This window comes from Streptomyces dengpaensis (assembly GCF_002946835.1).
Classification (GTDB): Bacteria; Actinomycetota; Actinomycetes; order Streptomycetales; family Streptomycetaceae; genus Streptomyces; species Streptomyces dengpaensis.
In genome coordinates, this window is sequence record NZ_CP026652.1 from 7,759,484 (window position 1) to 7,774,378 (window position 14,895).

The 14,895-nt window shown below is 72.1% G+C and carries 14 protein-coding genes; 9 read left to right on the top strand and 5 right to left on the bottom strand.

Annotated elements, in window-relative coordinates; translation table 11 throughout:
• Positions 1–190: 190 nt before the first annotated feature.
• On the top strand, positions 191–1,477 hold the full coding sequence (locus C4B68_RS36190) for a DegT/DnrJ/EryC1/StrS family aminotransferase (RefSeq protein ID WP_099503464.1): 1,287 nt from the start codon (positions 191–193) through the stop codon (positions 1,475–1,477).
• A 248-nt stretch (positions 1,478–1,725) separates the two neighbouring features.
• Positions 1,726–2,556, top strand: a complete 831-nt coding sequence (locus C4B68_RS36195) for an alpha/beta fold hydrolase (RefSeq protein WP_099503273.1) — start codon at positions 1,726–1,728, stop codon at positions 2,554–2,556.
• A gap of 147 nt (positions 2,557–2,703) precedes the next feature.
• On the opposite strand, the gene C4B68_RS36200 is transcribed toward C4B68_RS36195, so the two are convergent.
• Positions 2,704–3,489, bottom strand: a complete 786-nt coding sequence (locus C4B68_RS36200) for a DeoR/GlpR family DNA-binding transcription regulator (protein ID WP_099503271.1) — start codon at positions 3,487–3,489, stop codon at positions 2,704–2,706.
• Positions 3,490–3,611: 122 nt separating this feature from the next.
• Between C4B68_RS36200 and C4B68_RS36205 the strand changes: the two genes are divergently transcribed.
• The gene (locus tag C4B68_RS36205; protein ID WP_099503462.1) at positions 3,612–4,493 is read left to right on the top strand and encodes an SIS domain-containing protein; all 882 of its coding nucleotides are present in this window, start codon (positions 3,612–3,614) and stop codon (positions 4,491–4,493) included.
• Between the two features lie 33 nt (positions 4,494–4,526).
• Entirely contained in the window at positions 4,527–5,402 is an 876-nt protein-coding gene (locus C4B68_RS36210; RefSeq protein ID WP_099503269.1) for a class II fructose-bisphosphate aldolase, read from the top strand.
• 67 nt (positions 5,403–5,469) lie between these two features.
• Here the strand turns inward: C4B68_RS36210 and C4B68_RS36215 are convergent, their stop codons facing one another.
• Complete coding sequence (locus C4B68_RS36215; RefSeq protein ID WP_099503460.1) at positions 5,470–6,600, bottom strand: methyltransferase; 1,131 nt, start codon at positions 6,598–6,600, stop codon at positions 5,470–5,472.
• Between the two features lie 113 nt (positions 6,601–6,713).
• Here C4B68_RS36215 and C4B68_RS36220 point away from each other — a divergent pair, with 113 nt between their 5' ends.
• Complete coding sequence (locus C4B68_RS36220; protein WP_099503267.1) at positions 6,714–7,364, top strand: alpha-ketoglutarate-dependent dioxygenase AlkB family protein; 651 nt, start codon at positions 6,714–6,716, stop codon at positions 7,362–7,364.
• Positions 7,365–7,445: 81 nt separating this feature from the next.
• Positions 7,446–8,687 (top strand): ROK family protein, encoded by a 1,242-nt coding sequence (locus tag C4B68_RS36225; RefSeq protein WP_099503265.1) that lies wholly within the window; start codon positions 7,446–7,448, stop codon positions 8,685–8,687.
• Between the two features lie 254 nt (positions 8,688–8,941).
• On the opposite strand, the gene C4B68_RS36230 is transcribed toward C4B68_RS36225, so the two are convergent.
• From C4B68_RS36230 to C4B68_RS36240, 3 genes are read right to left on the bottom strand one after another with little or no spacing between them, the layout of a single operon-like run.
• A complete protein-coding gene (locus C4B68_RS36230) occupies positions 8,942–9,874 on the bottom strand; it encodes a phosphotriesterase family protein (RefSeq protein WP_099503458.1) in 933 nt (310 codons plus the stop codon).
• A gap of 11 nt (positions 9,875–9,885) precedes the next feature.
• Entirely contained in the window at positions 9,886–10,470 is a 585-nt protein-coding gene (locus tag C4B68_RS36235) for a DUF4865 family protein (RefSeq protein ID WP_099503263.1), read from the bottom strand.
• Positions 10,471–10,479: 9 nt separating this feature from the next.
• Positions 10,480–11,037 carry a TetR/AcrR family transcriptional regulator gene (locus tag C4B68_RS36240; RefSeq protein WP_099503261.1) on the bottom strand — a complete coding sequence of 186 codons (558 nt, stop codon included), beginning with the start codon at positions 11,035–11,037 and terminating at the stop codon, positions 10,480–10,482.
• A gap of 221 nt (positions 11,038–11,258) precedes the next feature.
• On the opposite strand from C4B68_RS36240, the gene C4B68_RS36245 reads away from it, so the two are divergent.
• The 3 genes from C4B68_RS36245 to C4B68_RS36255 are packed head-to-tail and all read left to right on the top strand — an operon-like array spanning position 11,259 to position 14,856.
• Positions 11,259–11,552, top strand: coding sequence for an SHOCT domain-containing protein (locus C4B68_RS36245; RefSeq protein WP_099503259.1), 294 nt, complete (start codon positions 11,259–11,261; stop codon positions 11,550–11,552).
• Complete coding sequence (locus C4B68_RS36250) at positions 11,549–12,298, top strand: ABC transporter ATP-binding protein (RefSeq protein ID WP_099503257.1); 750 nt, start codon at positions 11,549–11,551, stop codon at positions 12,296–12,298. Before C4B68_RS36245 ends, C4B68_RS36250 begins: the two co-directional genes overlap by 4 nt.
• Positions 12,295–14,856, top strand: a complete 2,562-nt coding sequence (locus C4B68_RS36255) for an ABC transporter permease (protein WP_099503256.1) — start codon at positions 12,295–12,297, stop codon at positions 14,854–14,856. Before C4B68_RS36250 ends, C4B68_RS36255 begins: the two co-directional genes overlap by 4 nt.
• Positions 14,857–14,895 lie beyond the last annotated feature (39 nt).

Here is a 14,895-nt window from a genome sequence, read left to right on the forward strand (position 1 = left end):
TCTCGCGTCCCTGACTCGGCGGCTCGCGTTCCCCACTCCCGGCTTTCGCACCGCGTTGCCGTCGTCTCCACCGCGCCTCGCGGCCTCCCCCACGCGGCGGACGAGGGCCCGCCCTGCGGGAATGCGGGAAGGCCGGAACGCGGGCACCGCGTCCCTCCGACGACTCTTCGACGGCCCTTCGACGGAAGAGATGACGATGCCGTACGGATCGCGGCTCGCTACGACGATGACGCGGCGACTCGGACGCGAATGCGTCTACACGCCCTCGGCGCGGCTGGCTCTGTACCTGGCACTGCGGCGCTGGTGCCGGCCGGGCGCACGGGTGCTCATGTCGCCGGTGAACGACGATGTGATTCTTTTCGTGGTCCTCGCGGCCGGGCTGCGCCCGGTACAGGCGCCCGTGTCCGTGGCGGACGGCAACATCGACCCGGCCGCCGTACCGGAATCGACCTGGCGGAGCGTGGACGCCGTCCTGACCACGAATCTGTACGGGATACCCGACCGCATCGTCGAACTGCGGCGTCGCTGCGAGCAGTTGGGGATCCCCCTGTTCGAGGACGCGGCGCACGCGATCGGCTCGCACGTGGACGGGCAGCCGATCGGGACCTTCGGGAAGGCGGCGGCCTTCAGCCTGTCCAAGCACGTGGCGGCGATGGCCGGCGGGTTCCTCGCCGTCGAGGACGCGCGTACCCGGCGGGAGTTGGAGCTGCTGCGCGACGATCTCCTGGTGCCGGGCCGCCTGAGCGGCGACCTGTCCGCCACCCTGCGGCCGCTGGCGCGTTCAGCCGTACGAACCCTCCACCTGGTGCGTCCCGTGTGGCGGACGATGCAGCGCCTCGGGCTGCTGGAACGCGACGACTTCCGCATGGCCCTGCACGCGCCGCGGCTCGCGGGCTGTGCGCGCCAGGCGCCGAGCCTGGCCGCGTACGAGCCGTGGGTGCGCGTCGACCTGCACGGCTTCCGGTCCCGCCACGGGGCCCTGGTCCGCGGGCAGTTGAGGCTGCGGATGGCTCGGCTCGACGGCGACCTTGCCCGGCGCAGGGCCGGTGTCTCGCTGCTGTCGGGCACCGCCTGGGCCTCCCCGGCCCTGAGCGCCCGTGTGGCGCACGACGGCCCTCTGCCCCTCTTCCGGGTTCCCCTCCTGGTCCAGGACCGCGACGCACTCATAGACCGGCTGGTGCGACACGGCGTGGTCGCCGGGTACGTCTACGATCCCCCGCTCGACGACTACGCGGGCGCGGAGTTCGTCGAACCGTCCCCCGACCCTTCGGCGGCCCGCTGGTTCGCCTCCCACGTGCTGCCGGCCGATCCGCTCCTGGCCCACGCGATCACCAACGCCCTGACGCGCGAACGGGCGACAACCGCGCACCCGTCGATCCCCAGCCCCGTCCCGGACACGATGCCACCGACACCGAGGGGCGAACCGAACTCGGCGATCACGGCGACTCAGGCGGCCGACAACCCTACCCGGCAGTAACCGGATCAAGACCACCAGGGACACTGCGCCCCCCACGCGCCGGGTCATACGGGATCGACCGAGCGCATGTCTCCGGGCCTCATGTCCGCGGTCCCCGGCATCGAGGCCGTCGCCAGCCCGGCCCAGCCCGGCCCAGCCCGCCACGCCGCGGCCCGGACCGCCGATCGGTACTGTCGGAAGTGAGCGCCGCTCGCGTCTCTCCCCCCGGTGCCTGGACTCGGGCGGCCGAGCGAAGGAGGCAGGGTGCCGTGACCGTGATCTCCCTGAGGTCCGCGCCGGTACGCAGAGGGCTCACGCTCCCGTACGCCGAAGCGGGCTGCCCCAGTGGCACGCCGGTCGTCTTCATGCACGGTCTCGCCGACTCGTGGTGGTCCTTCGAGCCCCTCCTGAGACGCCTCCCCGCGTCCTTGCACGGCTACGCCCCCACCCAGCGTGGCCACGGCGACGCCGACCGCCCTCGCGACGGCTACGCCCCCGACGACTTCGCCTCCGACCTCGTGGCCTTCCTCGACGCCGTCGACATCGACCACACCCTCCTGGTCGGAGCCTCCAGCGGCGGAGTGCCCGCCCGCATCGTCGCGGGCGGCTACCCGGACCGGGTCTCGGGGCTGGTACTGATCGGCGTCCCCAGCACCCTCGCGGACAAGCCGGCGCTGACCAAAATGCGGGAGACCGTCGAAGTCTTTGCCGACCCCGTCCCCCGTGAGTTCGTCGAGGACTTCATGGCCGTCATGGCGTCCCGGCAGGTCGCCAGGGGCCTCCTGGAGACCATGATCGACGAAAGCCTCAAACTCCCCTCGTACGTCTGGAGGGAGACGGTGCGCGGTCTGATGGAGACCGATCTCCGCGCGACCCTGGCAGGCATCCTGGTGCCCACGCTCGTCATCTGGGGCGACCAGGACGACATACTGCCGCGCGGCGACCAGCAGATCATCCTGGACGCCATCCATGGATCGCGCCTGCACGTCTACGAGGGTGCGGGCCATGCCGTCCACTGGGAACAGCCCGAACGCGTGGTCGCCGACATCGCCGCCTTCGAGAACCACATCGAGCACCCGGCCGATCCCGACATACCGTGAAGCCCCCGGTCAGTCGGCCGTACCGTGAAGCCCCCGGTCAGCCCGCGAAGCCGAACAGAGTTTTCACCCGTCGGGCGATGTGGGGCCATGACCGGCCGCCCCGCCCGTGACCACCGCAATCCAAGCGCTGGGCTGTGAACCGAGTTATCAGCCGTCACACGTGAGAACCCGCACGCCCGCCTCCTCGAACACGCGGACCGTTTCCGGCCCCGCCCCCGCGTCCGTGACCAGCGTGTCCACCGCCTCGGCCGAGCAGATCCGGGCGAACGCGCGCTGCCCCAGCTTGCTGGAGTCGGCGGCGACGATCACGCGCCCGGCGCGCTCACACAGCAAGCGGTTGATCGCGGCCTCCGCCTCGTCGTGGGCGGCCGCGCCGTGCGTGGCGTCGAAGGCCACCACGCCGAGCACGGCGACATCGATGGTGATCTGGCCGAGCACACCGTCCGCCAGGGGGCCGATGAGCTCGTACGACTGCGGGCGCGCGACCCCGCCGGTCACCACGATCTTGAACTGCGGGCGAACGGCGAGCTCGTTGGCGATGTTCAGCGCGTTCGTGACGACGGTCAGCGCGGGGGACCCGGTCGCGAGGTCGGGGCGTACAGCCAGGGCGCGGGCCACCTCGGTGGTCGTGGTGCCGCCGGTCAGGCCCACCGCCTCGCCGGGCGCGATGAGGTCGGCCACCGCCTTGGCGATGCGCTGTTTCTCGGAGGCGTGGCGGGCGGTCTTGTAACGCAGGGGAAGTTCGTACGAGACGCCGTGGACGACCGCGCCGCCCCGCGTGCGGACGAGCATCTGCTGCTCGGCGAGCTGGTCGAAGTCGCGCCGGATCGTCGCGGCCGACACCGCCAGTTGGGCCGCGGCCTCCTCGACGTCCAACCGGCCCCGCTCCACGAGCAGTTCCAGCAGCGCCTTCCAGCGGGCGTCGCGCGACATCCGCACCCTCCGTTCCTCGATCTTCCGCGACTTTAACGCACCCCGGTCGCGCTTGAATGCTTGATTGTGCTTGAAAACGCGCTCTATCTTGCATGTACAAGCACGATTGGGAGGGTTACGGCATGACACATGTCGAAAACGAGCTGAGCAGTCAGCCCGAGTGCTGGATCCGCGCGGCCGAGCAGGCCGCCGCGCACGGTGCCGCGCTGCCCGCGGCCGGGGAGCGGGTCGCGATCGTGGGGTGCGGGACCTCGTACTTCATGGCCCAGGCCGCGGCCGCGCTGCGCGAACACGCCGGGCAGGGCGAGACGGACGCCTTCGCCGCGTCGGAGTTCCCACACGGGCGTCCGTACGACCGCGTCGTCGCCCTCACCCGCTCCGGCACCACCACCGAGGTGCTCGAACTCCTCGGGCGCCTTCGGGGGCGTACCCGGACGACGGCCGTCACCGCCGACCCCAAGACCCCCGTGATGGAGTCCGCGGACGACCTCGTCCTGCTCGACTTCGCCGACGAGCGGTCCGTGGTGCAGACACGCTTCGCGACCACCGCGCTCACCCTGCTCCGGGCCCATCTCGGGCTGCACTCCGACGCCGTCGTCGCCGACGCGCGCAGCGCGCTCACGGCCCCGCTGCCCGAAGGGCTCGTCGACTGCGCGCAGTTCACCTTCCTCGGCCGCGGCTGGACCGTCGGGCTCGCCAACGAGGCCGGGCTCAAAATGCGGGAGGCCTCGCTCGCCTGGACCGAGGCCTACCCGGCGATGGAGTACCGGCACGGCCCCATCAGCATCACCACCCAGGGCACCGCCACCTGGATCTTCGGCGAGGCGCCGGACGGACTGGCCGAACAGGTGCGGGGGACCGGCGGGTTGTGGGTGGCCGGAGATCTCGACCCGCTCGCCGAACTCGTCCGCGCCCAGCGGCTGGCGGTCGCCGTAGCCGCCGTCCGTGGACTGGACCCCGACCAGCCGCGTCACCTCACCCGCTCGGTGATCCTGAGCCATTGAGTCGGCTCAACCATCCACTGAGAAGGAGGAGTTGTGCCCCTCGCAGCAACCGAGGACCTGGTCTTCGCGGCCACCGGGGCGCGGACCGCCGTCGCCGCGTTCAACGTCATCACCCTGGAACACGTCGAGGCCGTCATCGCGGGAGCCGAGTCCGTCGACGCGCCTGTCGTCCTCCAAGTCAGCGAGAACGCGGTGAAGTTCCGCTACGGACGGCTGCTCCCGCTGGCCCGCGCCGCGACCGCGGCGGCCGAACGCGCCTCGGTGCCGGTCGCGTTGCACCTCGACCACGTCCAGAGCGACGAACTGCTGCGGCAGGCGCCCGGCGCCGGGTTCAGCTCCGTGATGTACGACGCGGCACGACTGCCGTACGAGGAGAATCTCGCCGCCACCCGCGCCGCCGCCGACTGGGCCCATGCCCAAGGCCTGTGGATCGAGGCCGAGTTGGGGGAGGTCGGCGGCAAGCCCGGGTCGGGCGGGCGGGGGAGTGCGGCCGTGCCGCCGCTCGACGCGCACGCCCCCGGCGCCCGCACCGACCCCGGCGAGGCCCGCGCCTTCGTGGCCGACTCCGGCGTGGACGCCCTCGCCGTCGCCATCGGCAGCTCGCACGCGATGACCACGCGCACCGCCACCCTCGACCACGGCCTCCTCAAACGCCTGACGGCCGCGCTCGGTGTGCCCCTCGTCCTGCACGGCTCCTCCGGAGTGCCGGACGACGAGCTGGCGGCGGCCGTCGCGGGAGGCATCGCCAAGGTCAACGTCGGTACGGCGCTGAACCTCGCGATGACCGGCGCCATCAGGGAGTTCCTCGCCGCCCACCCCGAAGCGGTGGACTCACGGAAGTACCTCGGCGTGGGACGGGAGGCGATGGCGCGCATGGTGGCGCGCTTCATCGGCGTACTCCGCGGATGATCTCAGGAGGCCTTGGCGGGCCCGCCCACCCGGCCCCCAGGGCCCGCACCGCCCGAGCTGCGCGGAGTTACTTCTTGACGGCCCGCAGAATCACGAACTTCGCGTCACCGGCGACGAGTTCGCTGTTGCCGAAGAGGCGGCGCAGCTTCAGATGATAGCCGAGGTGGCGATTGCCGATCACCCACAGCTCGCCGCCCGGCCGCAGCGCGCGCCGGGCCCCCGAGAACATCCGCCAGGCCGTCGTGTCCGTCGTCGCCTGGTGCGAGTGGAACGGCGGATTGTTGAGTACGAGGTCGACGCTTCCGGCGGGGACGCCCGCCAGCCCGTCACCGACGCGGAACTCCGCGCTCCCGTCGGCGTTCGCCCGGTAGGTCGCCTCCGCCGAGGCCACCGCCTGGAACGACTCGTCCACGAACAGCACCTCGGCCTCCGGATTGGCCAGCGCGATCGCCGTACCGAGGACGCCATTGCCGCATCCCAGGTCCACGACCCGCTCGGCACCCCGGCTGCGCGGCAGGTGCTGGAGGAAGAACCGGGTGCCGATGTCGAGACGGTCGGCACAGAAGACACCGGCGTGATTGACGACGGTGCGGCCGGAGACCGGCCCGATGCCGTCTTCGAGCTCGTAGCTGTACGGCCACGGATTGGCGTCCCGTGCGATGTCCGGGTACGGGGTGCAGAAGATGAGCCGGGCCTTCTTCTCGGCCAGCGAGGTGCGGGTCGGGCCGAGGATCCGTTCGAAGAGCTGCAGCGTCGAGGTGTGGATCTCCTTGACCATCCCGGTGCCGACGACGACCGTCCCCTCGTGCACACCCGGAGCCAGCCGGTGCAACTGGTCCTCCAGGAGAGCCAGGCTCTTCGGCACCCGTACGAGCAGCACATCGATACGGTCGGGCGGCGGGTCCTGCGTGGTCAGCAGCCGTACCGCACCTTCCTCGGCACCAGCCCGCGCCAGATTCGCCCGGGTCGCCTCCAGCGCGAGGAACGAGTCGGTGATCTGCGTCGGCCGGTGCGCCGACAGCGCCGTGGCGAGCGCGCCCCACCGGTCGCCGACGATCACGACCGCACCCGTCAGCGGGGTCTCGCTCTCCGCGAGGTGCCGCAGCAGATAGGTGTCGGCGGCGTCCCAGGCACGCAGCCGCTCACGCGGGTCCTCGGGGAAGCGGGCGAGCGCGTACTCGCCCCAGGGTGTGGTCATCCGGTCGTTCATCGTGGCTCAAGGCTAGCCGAGCCGCAGCTCAGCGCCGGTCGGCCCAGGTGCGCGAGGCTTGGCTGCGCGACGCCCGGGTGCGCGAGGATGGAGCCATGTCCATGGACGCCGAGCTGTTCCCCCGGAGCCGGACGGAGATCGCGCCCGGCGCGGTGCACCTGCCGGACTGGCTGGACGCCGACCGCCAGCGGCAGCTCCTCGAGGCCTGCCGTGTCTGGGCCCGCCCACCGGCAGGTCTGCGCACGGTCCGCACCCCCGGCGGCGGCACGATGACCTCCCGGCAGGTCTGCCTCGGCTGGCACTGGTATCCGTACGGGTACGCGCGCACGGTCGTCGACGGCGACGGCTCCCCGGTGAAACCCTTCCCGGCCTGGCTGGCCGACCTGGGCCGCGACGCTGTGACCGAGGCCCTCGGCCCGGATGCCGCCGCGACCGCCCCGTACGACATCGCACTGATCAACTTCTATGACGCCGACGCCCGCATGGGCATGCACCGCGACAGCGACGAGAAGTCGGACGCACCGGTGGTGTCGCTGAGCGTCGGCGACACCTGCGTCTTCCGGTTCGGGAACACGGAGTCCCGCGCGCGTCCGTACACGGACGTCGAGCTGCGCAGCGGCGACCTCTTCGTCTTCGGCGGGGCGTCGCGGCTCGCGTATCACGGGGTTCCGCGGGTGCACGCGGGCACGGCGCCGTCGGAGTTGGGGCTGACAGGACGGCTGAACGTCACGTTGCGGGTGAGTGGCTTCTAGCCGATACGAACCTGTCCGGGCGGAGGTTTCCCGTCGGCCGGACAGGCCACCGGACGAGCGGATCATGGGAGACTCCCCCTCATGAACGGCAAGGCGGGCCCCCGGGCGGCGGGGGAAGGGAACACGCGGACGCGGCTGGACCGGGGGCGCGGAGCGCTCGGGCCGGCGCTGGAGCTCGTGCACACCGGGCGTGCGCCGACGCGTGCCGTGCTCACCGCCGAGCTGGGGGTCACCCGGGCGACCGCGGGCGCGGTGGCCGCGGAGCTAGAGGCGCTCGGACTGATCCGGGTCGACGCACGGCCCGGAGCCGCGCTCGGTTCGCAGGGCCGGCCCTCGCACCGCCTCGAAGTCGCCGAGGACGGGCCCGTCGTGCTCGCCGCGCAGGTGCACGCCGACGGGTTCCGCGCCGCGCTGGTGGGTCTCGGCGGCCGGATCGTGGCCACCGCGCCCGGCTGCGAGACCGTCGACGCCGATCCGGCGAAGGTGCTCGGGTCGGTCGTCGAAGCGGGCGCCGAGCTGTTGCGGCAGACCGGGCGGCGTTGTGTGGGTGCCGGCCTCGCGGTGCCGTCCGCCGTCGCCGAACCCGAGGGGCTCGCCCTCAACCCGCTGCACCTGGCATGGCCCGCGGGCTCTCCGGTGCGCCGGATCTTCGCCGAGCGGGTGCGCGCGGCCGGCATCCGGGGACCCGCGTTCGCGGCCAACGACGTCAACCTCGCCGCCCTCGCCGAGCACCGCCACGGCGCGGGCCGGGGCGCCCGCGACCTGCTGTGCGTGGCCACCGGACACCGAGGCGTCGGCGGGGCGCTGGTGCTCGACGGGCGGCTGCACACGGGCAGTTCGGGGCTCGCCCTCGAAGTCGGCCATCTCACCGTCAACGCCGAGGGCCGCCCCTGCTACTGCGGCAGCCGCGGCTGTCTCGACGTCGAGGCGGACCCGCTGGCCTTCCTCACGGCCGCGGGCCGTGACCCCGGCCCCGAGGTGTCGCTGCTCCAGCAGGCCAACGACCTGATCCGCGGCCACTACGCCGACCCGGCCATCCGCACGGCCACCGAGGAGCTGATCGACCGGCTGGGCCTCGGACTCGCCGGCCTCGTCAACATCCTCAACCCGGACCGCATCATCCTCGGCGGGCTGCACCGCACCCTCCTCGACGCCGACCCGGAGCGACTGCGCGCCGTCGTGGCCGACCGCAGCCTGTGGGGGCAGAGCGGCGGCGTACCGATCCTCGCCTGCACGCTGCACCACAACAGCCTGGTGGGGGCTGCCGAGTTGGCGTGGCAGCCGGTGCTCGACGACCCGCTGGCGGCGCTGGCCGCGGCCTGAGGGGCCACGCACCGGCCGGACTCCGCGAAAAGACCTGAGCGGTCTCGGGGAAGTGGGGTGCGTTCCCACGCCCGCCGCGGCAGCGGCTGTTGTCACAGCCGGTGCGTGCTCTCGGCGTGCCGGGCGAAGGCCCTCGTACTGGATGTACTGGGGTCTTCGCCCGGTGCGGCGAGTGGGGGCACCTCCCACGCCCTTAAGGCAGTGGGGGAGCGTGCCGGGCGGCGTGGGGGCGTGCCTCATTTCCCCGAGACCGCTTAGCGCCACTCCACCGCGAAAGCGCGCCCGGCGTTCTCGGTGAGGATGCGGTCCACCAGCTCCTTGCCCAGGGCGACTTCGAGCCGCGGGCGCACCCGCCGCAGCAGATACGGCATCCCGGGGCCGCCGTCGACCGAGCGGGCGGCGGCGGTCGTCGTGTCGCCGCCGAGCAGCAGGCGACGGCCGAAACCGGCGTCCGCGAGGGCGCGTACGGCGTCGGGCATGCGCCAGTCGGTGGCGTGGTGCGCCCGGGAGGGCCCGTCGAAGGCGAGGTACGCGCCCGCCTCGGCGGCCACGCGCTGCACCACGAAGTCCGGTGAACGGTTGAGGTGGCCCAGGATCACCCGGTGCGGCGGCACGCCCAACTCGCCGCACAGAAGGTCGAGTACGTCCAGCGCGCCTGTGCTCAGCTCCAGGTGGACGGCGATCGGCGCACCCGTGGCGTGGTGCGCCTCGGCCGCAGCGGTCATCGTCCAGCGGGCGTGCGCGTCGAGGGCGTGGAAGCCGCCCGCGACCTTGATCAGCCCGGCCCTCACCCCTGACGTACCGATGCCCGTGGTCAGCTCGGACACGAACACCTCGGCCAGCCTGCCGCGCAGCTCGGTCAGCGACTCCGGGGTGTAGTGCGCCGCTTGGTGCAGCCCGGTCGCGGCGACCACGTGTACGCCGGTGTCGCGGGTGAGCGGCGGCAGGTCCGCGGCGCGCCGGCCCAGGCCGTACGGCGTCCACTGCACCACGCCTCCGCCGCCCTGCGCGCGGAACGCGGCCAGCTCGGCCCGTGCGGCGAACGCGTCGCGCAGTTCCTGGCCGGGGAGTTGGGGGCTCTTGAAGAAGAGGTGGTCGTGCGCGTCGCACACGCCCAGGTCCTCGGGGCGTATGTCCCCGAGGACCGTGCGGACCGTGCCCGCGAGGCCGGTCGGGGGCGTGCTCACCGCCGCCGTGCTCACCACTGCCCGCCCCGCGGCAGCCGGTCCCGTTCCGGCGCCGACATGTGCAGCACGCGGAAGATCTCCCCCGGTGCCTTGGGGGAGTCGTGGTCCCAGAGCGAGAAGTGCACGAGCTCCCAGTGCCGCGGATCGACGGCCGCCGCGGCGCAGACCGCGCCGTCCAGCGCGGCCAGCCGCCCCGCCTCGCGCACGGCCTCCTCCATCACCTCGGACAGCTCCACACCTTCCGGTACACGCTCCCGCCGCCGCACCGCGACCTTGGCGGGCGAACCGGCGGCGCCGCCCTCCTCGTACGCGAGACCGGTCCAGTGCTGCACCACGGGGCGCCCGAAGTCGTTGACGAGCCCCTGGAACGCGCCGCCCCAGAGGAAGCGGTTCATGCCCTCGGCGCCGTTCCACAGGTAGAACGGCGCGTACTGGTTGACCGGCGAGCCGTCCACCCCGCGCTCGCGTATCAGATACGTCTTGAATCCGAGCCCGTCCCAGTCGTCGAGCAGATGCCCGATGCGGGAGACACGGCCGCGGATGATGTCCATGTCGTAGTCGGCGGGGAAGGTGAGCTCGTACTGCAGGGCGTGCATACGTGACTCCTATCGCGGCGAGAGAAGGGAGAGCAGTCCCCGGACGCCGGCGTCGAAGGCGGCGGGCGAACCGGACGCGCGGGCGAGGACGTAACCGCCCTGGACGGTGGCGACGATCGTCGCCGCGATCTCCTCGCCGTCCAGGGAGGGCGCGAACTGGCCCTGTTCCTGGCCCTCTTCGACGATCCCGGCCAGCCGCTCGCGGATCCAGTCGAGCGTCTCGTCGACGGGCGCGCGCAGCTCGTCGCTCGCGAAGACCTCCGGATCCATCGTGAGCCGTCCGATCGGGCAACCGCGCAACACGTCACGCTCGCGCCGCAGATAGGCCTCGATGCGCTCGTACGGTGTTCCCGGCCCGTCGAGTACTCCCTCGGCGGTAGCGCGCATGTCTTCGGCTGTCCGCCGGATCGCCGCCAGGGCGAGATCGGCCTTGCCCTTGAAGTGGTGGTACATGCTGCCCTGCCCGGCGCCCGCGCGCTCCAGGATCGCCTTGGGGCTGGTGCCCACGTAGCCGCGCTCCCACAACAGCTCGCGGGTGGACTCGATCAATCGCTCCGGGGTGCTCATGACGCCACTGTACCTACCGGTAGGTACATAAGTGCATCCTGGTAGGTACAGAAGTACACACCAGTAGGTACAGAGGTCGGGAACTCCAGGAAGCAGCCGGGACGGGCCCGCGTACTCCCCGTGAAGTACGCCCACTGCCGCTGGCCGTACGACGACCCGGACCCCTCCCCGGAGCCAGTCTCGAGGCATCACCGGAAGACCCATCGAGGAGATGACTCGAGATGCAAACCCTGGCGAACTGGGACGGCGGCGGCCCCGGCCCGTGGATCCTGTTCTTCCCGCTGATCTGGGCGGCCGTCGTGATCGGCGTCGTGACCGTCCTGCGCCGCACCGTCTGGCGCGGCCGCGGCGGACCGTGGCGCGCGATGACCGACTCCCGCCCGTCCGGCGACTCGCCGATCGCAGTGCTCGGCCGCCGCTTCGCCTCCGGAGAGATCGACGAGGACGAGTACTGGCGCCGGCTCTCCGTCCTGGACGAGCAGTTCGGGCGTACGGGCAAGGGAGGTGCGGCGTGACGACCGCGACCACGACGCGTCATGCCGCGGGTGTCACCGACGCCGTCAAGGTGTACGGCAGCGGAGACACCGCCGTGAGGGCCCTGGACAGGGTGAGCGTCGGCTTTCCGGCCGGGCGCTTCACCGCGATCATGGGGCCCTCGGGCTCCGGCAAGTCCACCCTGATGCACTGCGCGGCCGGCCTGGACACGCTCACCTCGGGAGCCGCGTTCATCGGCGACACCGAGCTGGGGACGCTCGACGACCGCCGTCTGACGCTGCTGCGCCGCGACCGCATCGGCTTCGTCTTCCAGGCGTTCAACCTGGTCCCGACGCTGACCGTCGCGGAGAACATCACCCTGCCGCTGGACCTTGCCGGGTCCAAGGGCTCGCGCGCATGGATCGACACGCTCGTCGACGTCGTCGGCCTGCGTGACCGGCTCCACCATCGCCCGAGCGAACTCTCCGGCGGACAGCAGCAACGCGTCGCCGTGGCACGGGCGTTCGCCGGACAGCCCGACGTCGTCTTCGCCGACGAACCCACCGGCAACCTCGACTCCCGCTCCGGCGAGGAGGTGCTGAACCTTCTCGGCCGCGCGGTGCGCCAGATGGACCGCACGGTCGTCATGGTGACGCACGACCCGGTGGCGGCCGCACACGCCGACGAAGTCGTCTTCCTCGCGGACGGACGCCTCGTCGACCGCATGGAATCCCCGACCGCCGACAAGGTCCTGGACCGCATGAAAGCCTTCGAGGTGCCGTCATGAACGCCTCCGTGCGCCTGAGCGTGTCCTCCCTGCGCGCCCACAAACGACGCTTCGCCGGTACGTTCCTGGCGGTGCTCCTCGGCGTCGCCTTCCTGGCCGGTACGCTGGTCATGGGCGACACGCTGCGGGCGAGCTTCGACTCGATGTTCGGCAACGCGACGAGCGGCACCGACGCCGTCGTCCGCAGCGCCGACACCATCACTACGCCCGGCGAGAGTGAGGGCGTCCGCGCGCCCGTCGACACCGGCCTGGTGAAGACCGTCGAGCAGACCCATGGTGTGGCGGCCGCCGTGCCCGACATCCAGGGAGCGGGCCAACTCGTCGGCTCCGACGGCAAGCCCATCGGCGGCCAGGGTCCGCCCACGCTCGCGGGCAACTGGATCGACGACCCGAAGCTCAACGCGTACCAGCTCGCCGAAGGCCGTGCCCCGGAGAAGTCCGGCGAGGTCGTCGTCAACCGGGGCGCCGCCGAGCAGGGCGACCTCAGGATCGGAGACACGACGACCCTGCGCACACCCGATCCCGTCCAGGTGACCATCGTGGGCCTCGCGACCTTCGGCGGCGAGGACGGCATGGCGCAGGTGACGTTCACCGGAATGACGCAGGCCGACGCCGAGAAGTACCTCACCGCGCAGCCCGGCGAGGCCGCGGGCATCCGGGTGCGGGCCGGCCCCGGTGTCAGTCAGCGGCAGCTCGTCTCCGACCTGACTCCCGTGCTGCCCAAGGGAGTTGAGGCCATCACCGGCCAGGAGTCGGCCCAGGAGAACACCGACATGATCTCCAGCCAGTTCCTGACCATCTTCACGACCTTCCTCCTCGTGTTCTCCGGCGTCGCGCTGCTCGTCGCGACCTTCTCCATCCACAACACCTTCGCGATCGTGGTCGCTCAACGCACCCGCGAGAACGCCCTGTTGCGCGCGCTCGGTGCATCCACCTCGCAGGTCACGGTCTCGACCCTGGTCGAGGCGAGCGTCGTCGCGGTGGCGGCGTCGGCCGTGGGTCTCGCGGGCGGAATCGGCATCGCGGCGGGACTGCAGGCGCTTTTCCCGGCCATCGGATTCCCGTTCCCCGACGGCGACTTGGTGATCGGCGACGTGTCCATGCTGCTCCCGCTCGCGGTCGGCATCGTCGTCTGCCTCGGGTCCGCGCTGCTGCCCGCCGTACGCGCCGGACGCACCGCCCCGCTGGCCGCGCTGCGCGAGACGGCCGTCGACCAGTCCGGTGCCTCGCGCCCGCGCGCGGTCGTCGGCGGCGCTCTGGCGGCACTGGCGGTCGGGACCACCCTGACCGGCGTCCTCGCGAATCCGTCGCTGTGGCTCGCGGGCCTGGGTGCCGTACTGGCCCTCGCCGCCTTCGTGGTCCTCGGCCCCGTCGCGTCCTCGACAGCGGTACGGGTCCTTGGCAGTCCCCTCGACAGACTGCGCGGCGTGACCGGCGGACTCGCCCGGCGCAACGCGTTGCGCAGCCCGAAGCGGACCGCCGCCACCGCCAGCGCCCTGATGATCGGCGTCGCCGTCGTCTCGCTGTTCACCGTCTTCGGCGCCTCGCTCAAGGCCACCATGGACCAGACGGTCTCCCGGTCCTTCGCGGGCGACGTCGCCGTCAGCACCCCGTCGTTCGGCGCCGGCGGCAGCGGACTCAGCCCGAAACTGGCTGGCGAGATCACGCGGCAGCCGGTGGTCGAGCACGCCGTCGGGCTGGGCCGCGGTGTCGCCGAAGTCGATGGCAAGGGGCGCGCGCTGACCGTCACGGACCCGGTCACGCTCGGCAAGGTCTTCGACCTCGGCGACGTGCGCGGCTCGCTGGACGACCTGGGCACCGACGGCATCGCCATCACCGAGACGGAGGCCGACAAGCAGCACCTGACGACCGGCGACACGGTCCAACTCGCCTTCACCGACGGCAAGAAGGAGACTTTCACCGTCCGCGCGGTCTACGGCCGGTCGGAACTCGCGGGCGACTACGTCATCACCCGCGCCGCCTGGGCCCCGCACCGCACCCAGGACTCCGACACGCTCGTCGCCGTCTCCTTCAAGGACGGCGTGAGCACGGCCGACGGCAAGGCCGCGGTGGAGAAGGTCGCGGAACAGTACGGCAACCCCGAGGTGCAGACCCGCGACGCATACGCGCAGTCCTCGGCCGGTGGCATCGACATGATGCTGACTCTGGTGTACGCGCTGCTCGCCCTCGCGGTGCTCATCGCCCTGCTCGGCATCGCCAACACGCTCACCCTCGCGATCCACGAGCGCACCCGCGAACTGGGTCTGCTGCGGGCCGTCGGACAGACCCGGGCGCAGCTGCGCGCCATGGTCCGCTGGGAGTCGGTGCTGGTGGCCGCCTTCGGCACGGCGGGTGGCCTCACCCTCGGCGTCTTCCTCGGCTGGGTGCTCGTCACGGCCTCCGACGGCGCGTCGGACAGCACCTTCGCCTTCGCGATCCCACCCGTACAGCTCGTCGTCGTGGCGCTCGTGGGCCTCGCGGCCGGAGCCCTCGCGGGCCTGCGCCCGGCCCGGCGGGCGGCACGCCTGGACGTGCTGCGCGCCATCGCCACCGAGTGAGCCACAGGGGGACGGACGGCCGCTGAGGGGCGTACGGGC